Annotated in this window: 13 protein-coding genes; 6 read left to right on the top strand and 7 right to left on the bottom strand. The window is 62.6% G+C overall.

The features are described 5' to 3' along the window. Positions 1-6: 6 nt before the first annotated feature. The 5 genes from IB267_RS25950 to IB267_RS25930 form a co-directional block, all read right to left on the bottom strand. On the bottom strand, positions 7-669 hold the full coding sequence (locus IB267_RS25950) for an SDR family oxidoreductase (RefSeq protein WP_192450545.1): 663 nt from the start codon (positions 667-669) through the stop codon (positions 7-9). A gap of 10 nt (positions 670-679) precedes the next feature. Continuing rightward, entirely contained in the window at positions 680-2,335 is a 1,656-nt protein-coding gene (locus IB267_RS25945; protein ID WP_192450386.1) for an amino acid ABC transporter permease, read from the bottom strand. A 78-nt stretch (positions 2,336-2,413) separates the two neighbouring features. Beyond that, positions 2,414-3,160, bottom strand: a complete 747-nt coding sequence (locus IB267_RS25940) for a transporter substrate-binding domain-containing protein (RefSeq protein WP_192450385.1) — start codon at positions 3,158-3,160, stop codon at positions 2,414-2,416. A 19-nt stretch (positions 3,161-3,179) separates the two neighbouring features. After that, positions 3,180-4,253: a LacI family DNA-binding transcriptional regulator gene (locus tag IB267_RS25935; protein ID WP_246810842.1), complete on the bottom strand. Its 1,074-nt coding sequence runs from the start codon at positions 4,251-4,253 to the stop codon at positions 3,180-3,182. A 178-nt stretch (positions 4,254-4,431) separates the two neighbouring features. Next, on the bottom strand, positions 4,432-5,187 hold the full coding sequence (locus IB267_RS25930; RefSeq protein WP_192450384.1) for an SDR family NAD(P)-dependent oxidoreductase: 756 nt from the start codon (positions 5,185-5,187) through the stop codon (positions 4,432-4,434). 336 nt (positions 5,188-5,523) lie between these two features. Between IB267_RS25930 and IB267_RS25925 the strand changes: the two genes are divergently transcribed. The 6 genes from IB267_RS25925 to IB267_RS25905 all read left to right on the top strand — a co-directional run bounded on the left by IB267_RS25925 (position 5,524) and on the right by IB267_RS25905 (position 9,588). Continuing rightward, positions 5,524-6,111 carry a L,D-transpeptidase gene (locus IB267_RS25925; RefSeq protein ID WP_192450383.1) on the top strand — a complete coding sequence of 196 codons (588 nt, stop codon included), beginning with the start codon at positions 5,524-5,526 and terminating at the stop codon, positions 6,109-6,111. 189 nt (positions 6,112-6,300) lie between these two features. Then, positions 6,301-6,432, top strand: a complete 132-nt coding sequence (locus tag IB267_RS33535; protein WP_082006004.1) for an ABC transporter — start codon at positions 6,301-6,303, stop codon at positions 6,430-6,432. 144 nt (positions 6,433-6,576) lie between these two features. Then, positions 6,577-7,146 (top strand): hypothetical protein, encoded by a 570-nt coding sequence (locus IB267_RS25920; protein ID WP_043616286.1) that lies wholly within the window; start codon positions 6,577-6,579, stop codon positions 7,144-7,146. A 186-nt stretch (positions 7,147-7,332) separates the two neighbouring features. Further along, positions 7,333-7,920, top strand: a complete 588-nt coding sequence (locus tag IB267_RS25915) for a protein-S-isoprenylcysteine O-methyltransferase (RefSeq protein ID WP_192450543.1) — start codon at positions 7,333-7,335, stop codon at positions 7,918-7,920. Positions 7,921-7,930: 10 nt separating this feature from the next. Continuing rightward, complete coding sequence (locus IB267_RS25910) at positions 7,931-8,713, top strand: hypothetical protein (RefSeq protein ID WP_192450381.1); 783 nt, start codon at positions 7,931-7,933, stop codon at positions 8,711-8,713. Beyond that, positions 8,710-9,588 (top strand): SDR family NAD(P)-dependent oxidoreductase, encoded by an 879-nt coding sequence (locus IB267_RS25905; protein ID WP_192450379.1) that lies wholly within the window; start codon positions 8,710-8,712, stop codon positions 9,586-9,588. Before IB267_RS25910 ends, IB267_RS25905 begins: the two co-directional genes overlap by 4 nt. A 77-nt stretch (positions 9,589-9,665) precedes the next feature. Here IB267_RS25905 and IB267_RS33795 read toward each other — a convergent pair whose 3' ends face one another. Both IB267_RS33795 and IB267_RS25895 read right to left on the bottom strand, forming a co-directional pair. Beyond that, entirely contained in the window at positions 9,666-10,349 is a 684-nt protein-coding gene (locus tag IB267_RS33795; RefSeq protein ID WP_371742640.1) for a DUF930 domain-containing protein, read from the bottom strand. Positions 10,350-10,507: 158 nt separating this feature from the next. After that, a complete protein-coding gene (locus IB267_RS25895; protein WP_192450378.1) occupies positions 10,508-13,360 on the bottom strand; it encodes a DNA translocase FtsK in 2,853 nt (950 codons plus the stop codon). Positions 13,361-13,515: the final 155 nt, after the last annotated feature.

Below are 13,515 nucleotides of genomic sequence, written 5' to 3'. Positions count from 1 at the left end.
GTCCTGTCACCACGAAACCCGGCGCCCGTCATAGGCGCGGAAACTGCCGCTATCGGCCAAACCTGTGCGGTCGATGATCGCCTTCAACCCGGTCGCACTTTGAGCCACCGAAACGACGGCCTCGCTGCCGCCCATGTCCGTCTGCACCCAGCCCGGATGCAGCGAAACGACGGAAATCCCGTCGCGCTTCAGATCCTGGGCAAGCTTGACCGTCGCCATGTTCAGCGCCGCCTTGGAGCAGCGGTAGGCATAGTCGCCGTCATCATCGTCGAGCGTGCCTTCGGCGAGCGACCCGGCCCGGCTGCTGATATTGGCGACGACAGGCTGTTTGCCGGCGCACAGGTTCGGAAGCAGCGCCCGCGTCACCAAGAGCGGCGCCAGCGCATTGACGCGCATGACGTCGAGAAAATCGCCCGGTTCAAGCGTCGCAAGGCCCCCGACATCGCCGCGCACGGCCGCGTTGTTGATCAGCAGGTCGATCGCAACGCCCTGGAGCGACCGCCCAAGGGCGGCGATCGATGCCGGATCGGCAACATCCAGCGCCAAGCGATCCGCCGAGCCTTCGCTCGAGATCGGCCTCCGCTGGCAGGCAATCACCCGCCAGCCATCTTCGGTATAAAGCCGCGCGAGTTCCGCGCCGAGGCCGCGGGAGGTTCCCGTGATCAACACCGTGCGGGGTCTAGCGGTGCTTGATGTCATATTTCCGCTCGACCATGTTGACGAGGCTTGCCGCAGCCAGCGTCAGGAAGATGTAGAAGATCGCCGCCGAGTTGTAGGGTGCAAACGGCAGGAAGCTTGCCGATTGGAACTCGCGCATGCGCTGGGTGATGTCGCGGATCGACAGGATCGACAAGAGCGACGTGTCTTTGAGGATCGCGATCAGTTCGTTGCCGAGCGGCGGAATGATGATGCGGAAGGCCTGCGGCAGCACGACGAGGCGCGCCGTCTGCCAGCGGTTGAGACCGATGCTGCGCGCCGCCTCTATCTGGCCGACCGGGATCGCGTTGATGCCCGAGCGGAAGATTTCGGCGAGATAGGCCGAATAGGCGAGCGCCATGGCGACGATGCCGCGCACCAGGTTTGGTGGATCGAGCACGCCTTGTGTCGCGTCCTTGAGCGCCCCGCTTAAGGGCAAGCCGACATAGAGCACGATCACCAGCATGGGGATGCCGCGGATCGTATCGACGATGAACTCCGAGCCGATCGCCAGCGGATGGCGCTGATGCAGATAGCCGCCGAAGGTCAAGAGACCAAGTATGATCGCAAGCACGGCGACGGTGACACCGGCGGCACGATCGCGATCGTTCAGCGCCTCGGTCTTCCAGAGGACGGGCATGTCGGCGGGCGCGGAAGCGGCCGGCAGCAGGGCACCTGAAACGCCCTCACCCTTGGCAATCGAGGCGAGCGCCTCGGCCGGGCCGACGAAGGTGCGCACCGGCGTTTCCGTCTGCGGCGCACCGTCATACTGGCCGAAGCGCACCGCGCTGATCAGGCCCGCCGGCGTGTTGGTGACGATGCCGACCTTGCCCTCAAGCGTGCCGGCGAGCACGTAGGTGTCGCGCGGCTGCATCAGGAACCAGCCGGCCGCAACCGCCAGCACAAGGGTGGCAATGGCAAAATAGAGGCTGGTTCTAACTGTTGAATGCAGTTGCAGCAGCCCGACCCAGACAAGACCCATGAGCGCCGCCAGGATATAGGCGGCGATCGCGGCGCGGATAGTGGTCGCGACCCCGGCCGCAAAGGCGATATGGGCGAAGAAGAAGACGAAAACCAAACCGGCGCCATTGGTGAGACCAAGGATCCAGCGGGCGACGCGACGCGCCTTTCCGTCGGAAGGGGCATCCGGACGGCCGCTCAGGAAATGAAGCCCGAGGCCGATCAGCGTGACGGCGAGATAGGCGGGGAACAGCCAGGCTTCGACGCCCTGCACCATCAGGTCCGCGGCTTCCGTCAACTGCCGGGGCGTCACGCCCTTGACGATCAGCGTCGACTTGAACGGATCGACGCCGTTGGCGACGACGGATGCGATGAAGGGGTGGATGTTGTGGCCGATGACGAGAACGGCGGCGGCAGCCAGATTGAGCAGCGCCGCAACGTTCGCAAGCCGCGGGCGCGGCGCCTTGGCGCGCGAGAACACGAGCACGGCGATGCCCGAGGTAAACGCGATCGCGAGCGCCAGAAAGCCCGGCACGAAGGCCGACGAGCCGTTCTCGACACCGAGAATCGCCCGCAGCGAGCGCTGATAGTCGCCGGAGGAGATGAACAGATAGATGATGAAGGGCAGCGCGGTCAGGATGATCAGATTGCTCGGACGCACGCTTCTCAGGAACGACATTCATTCCTCCGGGGCACAGGACAGACAAACAGACGACCCGGAGCGCGGCACGCTCCGGATCCGATCGATTTCAAAGGCTTACTTGAGGCCCCAGTATTTGCTGATCAGCTGGTCGAGCGTGCCGTCGTCCTTGATCATCTTCAGGCCTTCGTTGAAGGCCGCGACGTTTTCGTCGCCCTTGCGGAAGACGAGGCCGAGCGGATCGGATTCGAGATCCTTGATGGCAACGACGAGCTCGCCCGCGAACTCGCGCTCGTAGGCAGCCGCATTGGCGCCGTTGATGACGACGCCGTCGACGTCCTTGTTCTTGAGCGCGATGATCGCGGCGCTGAACGTGTCGTAGGCGGCGACGTTCTCCTTGCCGACGACGCTTTCGGCAACCTGGGCGTCGGTGGTGTTGGCCTGGGCCGAAAGCTTCCTGCCGGCGTCCTTGAAGGCGTCGAGCGTGATGCCCTGGTCGTCAGCACGCATCAGCACGGCCTGACTGTTGACGATGTAAGGGTCGGAAAAGTCCATCGCCTTCTTGCGTTCCTCGGTGATCGAGACGCCCGATGCGACAAGGTCGAAGCTGCCCTGGTCGAGGGCTGCGAAGATGCCGTCCCAGCCGGTGGTGATGAATTCGGCCTGGCAGTTGATCTTGGCGCAGACGGCATTGACGACATCGACGTCGAAGCCGACGACCTGTCCGGTTGCCGGATCGATGCTTTCCATCGGCGGCGAGGTCGTGTCGGAGCCGACCTTCAAGAGCTTGCCGCCGAGATCGGCGGCGTGCGACACGCTCGAAGCAAGGGCCGCAATGGCCAGGGCAATCATCAGTTTTTTCATGGTTCTCCTCCTTGGATGATTAGTTTTGGATCAGACGGCCGCCGAGATTGTCGGGTTGGCGCTCAATCAGCGTCGGCCGGAAGACCTGCCTCAGCACCTTGGGGTCCTCCCCCTCCATGCGGCGCAGCAGGAATTGACCGAGCGTGCGACCAAGCACCTCGATCGGCTGATAGAAAGTGGTGATCGGTGGCGTGAAATAGGCGCTGACATTGATGTCGTCATAGGCGATGACATCGACATCGACGCCGACCTGGCGCCCGAGGCTGCCGAGGCCCGAGAGCACGCCGAGCGTGGTGGATTCGTTGATGCAGACGAAGGCGGTCGGCGCGTCGTCGAATTGCAGGAAATCGGTCACCGTCTTCCGTCCGAAATGGGTCGAGAGATCACCCTCGGCAATCAGATCCGTCGGGGTTTCCAGGCCGACCTCGCGAAACGCCCGGACAAAGCCGTCGATCCTGTCGAGCGCGTAGGAAAGCCGCCGTTCCGGATTGACCAGCGCGATCCGCCGGTGGCCGCCGGCGATCAGCCGCGCGGTCGCCGCATGCGCGGCCCATTCGTTGTCGATGTCGACATGGGCATAGTCGAGATCCCCGCGGCAACGTCCCATCGAGACGAAGGGGAAATCCTCGCCGACGAGCAGATCGATGCGCGGATCGTCGGCGAGGATGCCGGAGAAGATCAGCCCGTCGGCAAGCCCCTGGTCGACGATGCGGCGCGCCGCATCCGCGCCATCGGCGGCATCGCGGATGACATGCACGGACATGCGGTAGTCGGTGCCTTCGAGCGCCTGACTGATGCCGCTCAGGGTCTGGGTGTATTCGACGCCGTCCCATTCATAGTCGCGCGCCGCGGTCACCGGCATCAGCACGGCCGCCTGAAAACTCTTGCCGGTGCGAAGCGCCATGCCGCGAGCGTTGGCCTGGTAGCCGACTTCGCGTGCCGCCTTGTAGATGATGTCTCTGGTCGCTGGCGCAACCACGGGCGATTCACGCAAGGCCTTGGAGATCGTGGCAATGGAATAGCCGGTCATCTCCGCCAGGGTCTTGATCGTCGGCGTCGGTGTGCGTCGCGCCCTGTGCATCTCAGTCGCCATGCACCCTCCCAGGCTTAGGCCTTCTCCTGGAGACTAGAGGTAACAGCCAATAAAAACGTTTTCAAGAAAAATAAAAACGTTTTTATTCATGGGTCATAGCAAACACTACGCGACGCCGGACGCGCGTCTGCGCGCCCTGAACAACGGGAGGGGATTGGAACGGTGCGTGCGCGGCCCGCTAGTGAGCGGTGTAGGCGCCATCGACGAGGTGAACGCTTCCCGTGATGAAGCTTGCCTGTTCCGAAAGCAGGAAACAGATCAGGGCCGCCACTTCCTGCGGCGTGCCACGGCGTCCCATCGGCTGCAGCGACATCATGCGCCGGCTGCTGGACACGTCGGCATTTTCGCCCGATAGCGGCGTGTCGATCCAGCCGGGCGCCACCGCATTGATGCGGATACCGCTACGGGCGTACTCGATCGCAGCGGCCTTCGTCAGCCCAACCACTGCGTGCTTGGCCGCCGTGTAGGCGGCGGCTGTCGGCAGAGCGACGGAACCGAGAATGGACGTCGTGTTTACGATCGCGCCGCCACCCTGCGCCGCCATGGCCGCGATCTCGTATTTCATGCAATAGAAAACGCCGTGAAGGTTGACGTCCATCAGCGCGTGCCAGCTGTCGATTGGATAGTCGGCGGTTGCCTTGCGCACGCCGTCGATCCCGGCATTGTTGACTGCGAGATGCAGGCCACCACAGGTCTGAACGGCGTAGTTCACCAGCTTTTCGACGGCGGCAGAATCGGCGACATCAAGCGCGACGTGATGGGCCTTGCCTCCATTCGCGCAAATATCTTCGACGACGAGACGCACTGCGTCGGCATCGACATCGGCAGCAATGACTTCCGCGCCCTCGGCCGCGAGTTGCCGGCATACGGCCGCGCCGATTCCTGAACCGGCGCCGGTCACCACAGCGACTTTGCCAGTGAAGCCTAAATTCATACCGTCATTTCCAGTTGTCACGCTCGACCAACCGAGCGTGTGCGACATCGCAAATCATTTCATGCATTCGATGCGAGGCACAGATTTATCGACCCACCGTCCACAGAAAGACGCGAAAAACACCAGCACTTTTAATGAGATTTCCGAGAACGATCCAGATTCGTCCGCACGAATACATCACTCTTGCGCAGACTTTCCCGCGGAACGTGCATAAATATCTCCTGTCCCGACCGCATAGGCTGACGCATGGTTTAGTTTGACTGATCGGAACTTTGCCGGCAAATATTGTAATGCTAAAAGCGAGTCGGGGTGTACCATTTTTCTCAGCAGGTAAAGATGGACAATCAGCGCATTACTCGAAGAGCCCTGTTCATCAGCAGCCTTGGCTTGCTGGCCGGGTGCAGTTCAAGCTGGCAGGGCGTTTCGTTCCCATCGCTGTACGGTGGCACACCGGGTGTGGATCCACGCTACCGAAAGAGACACGTCCGGTACGACGGCAAAGAACCGGCCGGAACAATCCTCGTCGATACATCGCAACGCTACCTCTATTCGATCGAAAACGGCGGATGGGCGATGCGTTACGGGATCGGCGTCGGGCAGGAAGGGCTCACACTCAAAGGGCGAGCCATCGTCGGTCGCAAGGCTGAGTGGCCATCATGGACGCCGACCGCAAGCATGATCCGACGCAAACCGGAACTGGCGCAATACGCCGGCGGCGTTACAGGCGGCCCTCACAACCCTTTGGGCGCGTCGGCTCTATACCTTTATCGCAACGGCCAGGACACCAAGTTCCGGCTCCACGGCACGAATGCACCCTGGACTATAGGACAGGCAGTTTCGAACGGCTGCATACGTCTAACCAATGATGACATAGTCGATCTCTACGCACGGACACCAGTTGGAACTCCGGTATTGATCATTTGATAACGTACGCTATCTCCCTTCCGTATTGGAGTAGGGCGGGAATGTTCCGAAACACAGTTTGGATTTTGGTAACGATAAAGCGGACAGGGAGTGTGCTCTTTCCGCACTAGGCCGAATCGTGAATTGCTACTAATACTGTAATCGTTGCCTTCGAATAACCATTCCGACCACAGAGGAAAGGACATATTGATGAGCAGAATCCTAATCGTTACAGTTGCGTTGCTTTCCGTCGCCAGCCTCGCGGCGTGCGGAACCATCGGCAAAGGCAAAGGCAAGGCCCCGCCACCCGTGGCGGCAGAACCGGCGCCCGTTTACAAATAATTCTGACCTTGGTTCGGGGAGGACCATCATCCTCCCCGCCCTGTCTGATCGTGGCCAGCCCGGCCACTCGTAGGGGTGCGCGGACCGAAAGCCGTAAGTGGCATTCTCGTGTGCTCATCAGAATTCGGGAAAGATGGCGCAGGAATGATGCGTTCACGAGGTCTTATTTCGTTCGCCGTATTGGCCACAATGGCGCTCACGGCGTGTCAATCGCAGGATAAGGGCCCACAGCCGCGGTTTGTCTCAAGCTATGCGGGCACATCGCAACAGAGCAATCAGGGCTACTTCATCGAGTTCCGCTCTCGTTATGCGCTCAGCTACGGGCACTCCTATGTAATTTTCGGCCAGCTCAGCAAGTCGGGAGCAATGGTCAATCCGGAAGTTGCGGGGCTTGCACCCGCCACAAGCGATACCGCCCCCTATGTTATTGGCCACCTTCTGCCGGTTCCGGCCGAAACTGGCGCCAGCGACGGCGACCTGGAGGAACAATACAGGTCCGCGAGCTGGCGCGTCATGTTGACGGAAGCGCAATATCGCGACGTCGTTGCCAAAATCCGGAAGCTCAAGTCCGAAGCCCGCTTCTGGCAGGCGTCGATCTACAACTGCAACGCTTTCGTTGCCGACATCGCGCGATCCATGGGTTACAAGACACCTGGCATCTGGCTAAGGCCGCAGCAGTTCATCACGCGGCTGCGAGAGATGAACGGCGGCTAGCGGGCGAGCGCGCCACGCCACGCCTGACCAGGCACAAGGAAACGCCTTCATCGCCCGGCAACGGTGTTCTCGACCGCTGCGGTTTTATTGCCTTGTCAGGTCCGAGCGACGCATGGCAGTCTCGTGCGTGATTGCCACCTGCGGACCAGCATCCGCACAAAAGAGCTTGGGTGAGCCAACGTGAACATGTCTGCCGCTTCCATCGGCGAAATCGTCTGGGTCGTGGGCATCATTGCCTGGTATGTCGTCCGTTACCCGTTCGAACGCCGCGCAAGGCGTGTGCGGGTGATGAGCAACCGTCGATCGACGACCGATACGATTGGCCTGGCTGCTGCTTCGCTCGGCCTTGCCATTGTGCCGGCACTCTATGTGGCGACGGGAATTCCGAGATTTGCCGACTACGTCGCCCAACCTTGGCTGGTCGGGCTTGGGGCGTTCGTGTTCGCCGCCGCGATCTGGACCTTCCGTCGAACGCATAAGGAACTCGGCCGCAACTGGTCCATTTCGCTGGAAATTCGCGAAAAACACAAGCTGATCAGCACGGGCCCTTACGCCACCGTCCGCCACCCGATGTATACGAGCTTCCTGCTTATGGGACTCGGCCAGCTGCTGCTGCTGTCGAACTGGGTGGTCGGACTTGCGGGGCTTGTTGGTTTCGCTGTTCTTTTCTTCCTGCGCGTGGGCAAGGAGGAGCGCCTGATGCTGGAATTCTTCGGGCCCGAATATCGCGACTACATGGACAGGACGAAGCGAATTATACCCTATATCTACTAGAGGTGGCACTATGCGGGGCCGACCGATCAAGCTTTCCGCCGCACGACGCCTCGTCGGCGATCTGATGCGATTTTCCATCGGCGTGCCTCGGGTCACGGTGCAGCGGCAGATGGACATCAGCGCGTTGCACAAAGCCCGGGCAAGCCGCTCGGATCGGCCATCGTGGGTGGTGCTTTTTCTCAAGGGCTACGGTTTGCTCTCGCAGGAGACACCAGACTTGCGCCGGGCCTATATCAAGCTTCCGAGACCGCAACTCTATGAGTACCCCGGAAGCATCGCGTCCGTGGCACACGAGCGCGAGTACGAAGGCGAGCGAGTCGTTCTCCTCAGCACGATCAAGACACCCGAACGGCGATCCATTGCCGAATTGAGCGCCCTGCTCCAGGAGGCCCGATCCCGTCCCGTGCCCGAGATCAGGGAATATCGGCGGGCGTTGAAGATCGCGCGCCTGCCGGCGCCGTTGCGGCGGCTGCTGATGTGGCTCAGCCTGAACATGGGGCGCCAACGGGGACACCGCTTCGGCACCTTCCAATTGTCTGTCTATTCCGGCCTGGGTGCTGAATCGCTCAATCCGCTGACGCCGCTCACCACCATCTTCAACTATGGGCCGATCGGTGACGACGGATCGGTCACTGTGAGAATCCACTATGACCACCGCGTCATGGACGGCGCCAACGTCGCGCGCGCCCTGGCGCGTTTCGAGGAAATATTGAACGGCGAGATCGCCGACGAGGTGGCAGGCCTTACGAAAGCCGACAATGCGCCCATCGCTGCGCCGGAGCCTTCCGTATGACATTGCAGCACCCACCACGAGCCGCCATTGTCGTCGTCGGAGCGTCCCGGGGCATCGGCAGAGCAATTGCCGAGCTTGCCGCGCGAGACGGCGCGCCGGTCGTTCTGGTCGCGCGGTCCATCGAAGGCTTGCGGGTCGTGGAGGCCGCGATCGAACAGGCGGGCGGCGAGGCATTCTCCCTGCCAGTCGATCTTGCCGCGCCCGATGCCACGCGCATTCTCGACGAATTACTTTCGCGCGAAAGCCTTGTCTGCGACGTTCTTGTCAACAGTGCCGGCTACGGCCTGCGCGGCGCGGCGACCGCTTTGCCGATTGCCGACCAGATCGGCATGATCGACGTCAATGTACGCGCGCTAGCGGCCCTGACCTTGCACCTGTTGCCGGGCATGGTCGCGCGCGGCCGCGGCGGCATCATCAATCTGGCCTCCGTCGCCAGTTTCACGCCCGGCCCGTACATGGCGATGTATTATGCGAGCAAAGCCTTCGTTCGTTCCTTCTCCGAGGCGCTTTACCAGGAGACGCGAAAGACGGGCGTAACCGTGACCTGCGTTGCGCCGGGACCGGTGTCGACCGAATTCCTCGAAAAATCCGGCGCCAACAGGGCGGCCTTGTTCAAAGCGCTTCCGAAGGCCACACCGGAATACGTGGCAAGATGCGCCTGGCGCGGTTTCAAGGCCCGGCGGCGGCTGGTCATTCCCGGCATATCCGCCAGGCTGGCGATCCTGATGGCCAGCCTCCTTCCCTCCTCAGCGCTTCTGCCGCTTGTCGGTCGCCTGCAACTGCGCGGAAACGACCCCTGCCCTTGCGGATCCGGCAAGCAACTCAAGCACTGCTGCCGCGCAGGCCACGCCAAAGGCGGACCGGCCCCGGCGTGATCCCCTTCGCAGCCTGTTCTCGTCCGGCACCTCGCCAAAATGCGCCGGGTGCAGGCGGACCCTGGCCATGGCGACGATCAGTGGGCTTCGGCGCCTGCAGGGAGGAAATGCGCCTCCCACTCGCTTTTCGGAATTTCATCGCCGACCTGAAACTCGAACCGCACGACGCTTTTGATATCCGGCGCCACAGCGCAGCCAAACTTGATGTTGAACCAACGCCCCCTGCTGCGGAAGGCGGCGCCATCGGCGCGGAGGTCCCGCCCCGTCAGGAGGATATTCGACGTGGCATAGGCGACGAGCAAGTCGGGGTTAAAGTCGACGCGCCAGCGATGAACCTGCTCCATCGCCTCGAGATTGCAGAGCTGGACGATCCGCTCGTCGGCGGTAAGCTGCGAAAGTCCTTCCAGCGCCTGTCTGCTGCGTGAATCGGCCAGTATCGCCGCCGAGAAGAACCGCTTCGCTTGTACCACCGGCTGGGCAGCCGGGGGCAGCGTGGCTGCTTCCGCAGCAGGCGCCGTCTCCGATACGGAAGGCGCGACGGCCGGAGCTTCATGTGGTTCGTGCACGGGCCGCACCACCTCAGGGCGTGGGGGTGGCAATTCCAGTATCTGAACGGCGATCCCCTCGTCCGGGGTCGGAACAGGTGGTCTCGCGGACGGGAGGAGGATAAGCGCCAGCGCGGCCAAAGCATGAAGGATGAGAGCAAGCGTCAGGCTTGGCCAGATCGGTGTCTCATTGCGACGATGCGCTACTGCCTGCACCGATCAGATCATCCCATGCGCGATATCAGGGCCGGAAGCATCACGGCCGCTCCTGGCGCCGGTGACACTACCACCAACGCGACAATAGAAGAGCCGCCGCCGACAATCTGTCAGCGACGGCTTGATATCCGTGTTTTGGGCGACGCTTGCGACCGGTATCAATCCATGTCGTCGTTGTCGGGCGCGCTCATATGGTCGCGGTTGCCGTAGATGATCTCGCGCTTGCCGACATGGTTTGCCGGTCCGACGAGGCCTTCCTTTTCCATGCGCTCGACCAGCGAGGCCGCACGGTTGTAGCCGACGCCGAGGCGGCGCTGGATGTAGGAGGTCGAGCACTTCTTGTCGCGCAGCACCACCTTGACCGCCTGGTCGTAGAGCTCGTTGCCGTCTTCCGACGCAAGCGCGCTCTTGTCGAAGACCGGGGTCTCCTCCTGCGGCTCTTCTTCCTCTTCTTCCGCCGTGACGGTGTCGAGGTATTCCGGGCGCCCTTGCGTCTTCAGGTGTGCGACCACGTGTTCGACTTCCAGATCGGAGACGAACGGGCCATGGACACGGGCGATACGCCCGCCGCCCTGCATGTGCAGCATGTCGCCCTGGCCGAGCAGCTGCTCGGCACCCTGCTCGCCAAGGATGGTACGGCTGTCGATCTTCGAGGTCACCTGGAACGAGATGCGCGTCGGGAAGTTCGCCTTGATCGTGCCGGTGATGACGTCGACCGAGGGACGCTGCGTCGCCATGATCAGGTGGATACCGGCAGCGCGCGCCATCTGCGCCAGCCGCTGGATCGCGCCTTCGATCTCCTTGCCCGCGACCATCATCAGGTCGGCCATTTCGTCGACGATGACGACGATATAGGGCATCGGCGCCAGGTCCATTTCCTGCTGTTCGAACAGCGGCTCGCCGGTGCCCTTTTCGAAGCCGGTCTGGACCGTGCACATGACCGGCTCGCCCTTTTCGCGGGCAGCGGCGGCGCGCTGGTTGTAGCCATCGATGTTGCGCACACCGAGCCGCGACATCTTGCGGTAGCGGTCTTCCATCTCGCGCACCGCCCACTTCAGCGCCATCACCGCCTTCTTCGGGTCGGTAACGACGGGGGTGAGCAGATGCGGGATGCCGTCATAGACGGAGAGTTCGAGCATCTTCGGATCGACCATGATCAGGCGGCATTGATCCGGGCTCAAGCGATAGAGCAGCGACAGGATCATGGTGTTGATCGCGACCGACTTGCCCGAGCCGGTGGTGCCGGCAACGAGCAGATGCGGCATCTTCGCAAGCTCGGCGATAACAGGCTCGCCACCGATCGTCTTGCCGAGGCACAGCGCCAGCTTGTAGCCGGTCTTGCGGAAATCGACGGATTCGATCAGCTCGCGGAAATAGACGGTCTCGCGGGTCGCATTCGGCAGTTCGATACCGATGACGTTGCGGCCGGGCACGACCGCGACACGGGCCGAAAGCGCCGACATGGAGCGGGCGATATCGTCGGCAAGATTGATGACGCGCGATGACTTCACGCCGGGTGCCGGCTCGAATTCATAGAGCGTGACGACCGGGCCGGGACGCACATGGATGATCTCGCCCTTGACGCCGAAATCTTCGAGCACGCTTTCAAGCAGGCCGGCATTCTGTTCCAGCTGCTCCTGCGTCATGAAGAAGCCCTGGCCGACCGGCGCTTCCTGCAGCAGTTCTTCGGACGGGAATTCATAGCCGTCGGCGCTCGGCGCGCGGTCGGTCGAGCCGATGGGCGGCATGTTGCTCGGCGCGCGGGTCACCTGCGCCGGCATGGTGATCGCCGCCTTCGTGGCGACCGGCGCCGGCTGTTCGATTTCGACCGGTTCGGCGTCGATGATTTCAGCGGCGGCGACAGACGCCGGTTCTTCAGCCACGGCAACGGGAGTCGGGGCAACGTCGGCAAGCGGCTGCGATGCCGGCATATCCTCGGGCTTTGCCCCACGAACGTCCACGACGCGGAACAGCGAGGTGATCGCCGTCGGCGGCACGCGGCGGATTTCAACTTGGCGCACGGGCGCTGGCGGCGTGACCGCAGAGGGCGCGACAACGGCAGAAGCGATAACGGGCGTCATCGCTGCCGGCGCGTGCGTCTCGACATAGGGCTTCGGATGCACGGTTTCGGCGCCCGTAACCTCTGCATCGTCAGCCGGGCCGAATTCGAAGAAGGCGAAGTCCGACAGGAAGACGGAATGCGCAGCGCTCTGATCGACGGGAGCTTCGGCTGAGGTCGGAGCGGGCGTGGGCGTCACTTCGGCGACCGGTGCGGAAACGGCGATCGACGTCGTCAGAACCGGCGCAAGGGCGACGCCCTCATCGGCCGGCGCTTCGACGCGCTCGAGCATGGCCGGCTCGATCGTGTTTTGTGCCGCGGTCCAGGTCGGCAACTGGTTGGTCAGCATACGCAGCAGTTCGGACGGGCTGTAAGACGGCAGCGCGACCTCGGCCTGCAGCACCTCGTCAGCAGCAGCGGCCGAAGCTTCCATCGGCACGGGTTCGACCGGTGCCGTCTCGACGGGCTCGACGGTTTCGACCAGGACCGGAGCAGGCTCAGCCGCCACCGCGACGATCGCCTCTTCGGCTTCGGTAACCGTTTCGCTTTCTTCGACCTGCGGCGCGCGCCGCTTCATGAATTCGCGCTCGGGCGTGCGGGTAAAGCGCACGTTCGGGGCCAGGAAGAAATGGCTCTCCCAGGTGGAATCACCGTAGTGGCCGGCAATCTCCGAGAGGGTCGGCAAGGGTTCGCTCATCGTCGACGTCACCTGTGCAGGAGCGTAGGCGGAACCCTGCCCATAGAGGCGGGTCGCACGGCTCGCGGTTTCGGCCTGCTGGTTTGCCGGCCGGCGGGGCGCCGCCGGCGCCTCGTACAACTGATAGGGGTCGGCGGGGTCCGCCTCATGGGTGGGCATACCGCTCAACGCATCATCCTGCGGACCATCGAAATAATCCGCCTGGTTTGCATCATGCAAAGCAGCCTGTGAGAAGTTTGTCCTGGGAATACGCATGGGTCCTGGAAGAGCTAGAGACATCGCCGCGGGGCCTTCTAAGCGATAGGAAATGAAGGTTAACAAGTCCCTTCCAACGCCCCGTTTCGAACCGGACTCGACGGTCGATTGCCGTCTTTCTGTGGGCTTGATGCAACGGCAAGGCCCGACGCCCC

The organism is Ensifer sp. ENS09 (genome assembly GCF_014852425.1).
Lineage (GTDB): Bacteria > Pseudomonadota > Alphaproteobacteria > Rhizobiales > Rhizobiaceae > Ensifer.
Note: the sequence above shows the minus strand (reverse complement) of the source record. Positions and strands in the feature narration are given on the sequence as shown.

Bases quoted from the DNA above. Each gene is read 5' to 3' on its own strand.
- IB267_RS25915 (WP_192450543.1), top strand. From the start codon at position 7,333: ATGTCTGCCGCTTCCATCGGCGAAATCGTCTGGGTCGTGGGCATCATT.
- IB267_RS25945 (WP_192450386.1), bottom strand. From the start codon at position 2,335: ATGTCGTTCCTGAGAAGCGTGCGTCCGAGCAATCTGATCATCCTGACC.
- IB267_RS25895 (WP_192450378.1), bottom strand. From the start codon at position 13,360: ATGCGTATTCCCAGGACAAACTTCTCACAGGCTGCTTTGCATGATGCA.
- IB267_RS25935 (WP_246810842.1), bottom strand. From the start codon at position 4,253: ATGGCGACTGAGATGCACAGGGCGCGACGCACACCGACGCCGACGATC.
- IB267_RS25910 (WP_192450381.1), top strand. From the start codon at position 7,931: ATGCGGGGCCGACCGATCAAGCTTTCCGCCGCACGACGCCTCGTCGGC.
- IB267_RS33535 (WP_082006004.1), top strand. From the start codon at position 6,301: ATGAGCAGAATCCTAATCGTTACAGTTGCGTTGCTTTCCGTCGCCAGC.
- IB267_RS25930 (WP_192450384.1), bottom strand. From the start codon at position 5,187: ATGAATTTAGGCTTCACTGGCAAAGTCGCTGTGGTGACCGGCGCCGGT.
- IB267_RS25905 (WP_192450379.1), top strand. From the start codon at position 8,710: ATGACATTGCAGCACCCACCACGAGCCGCCATTGTCGTCGTCGGAGCG.
- IB267_RS25940 (WP_192450385.1), bottom strand. From the start codon at position 3,160: ATGAAAAAACTGATGATTGCCCTGGCCATTGCGGCCCTTGCTTCGAGC.
- IB267_RS25925 (WP_192450383.1), top strand. From the start codon at position 5,524: ATGGACAATCAGCGCATTACTCGAAGAGCCCTGTTCATCAGCAGCCTT.
- IB267_RS25920 (WP_043616286.1), top strand. From the start codon at position 6,577: ATGATGCGTTCACGAGGTCTTATTTCGTTCGCCGTATTGGCCACAATG.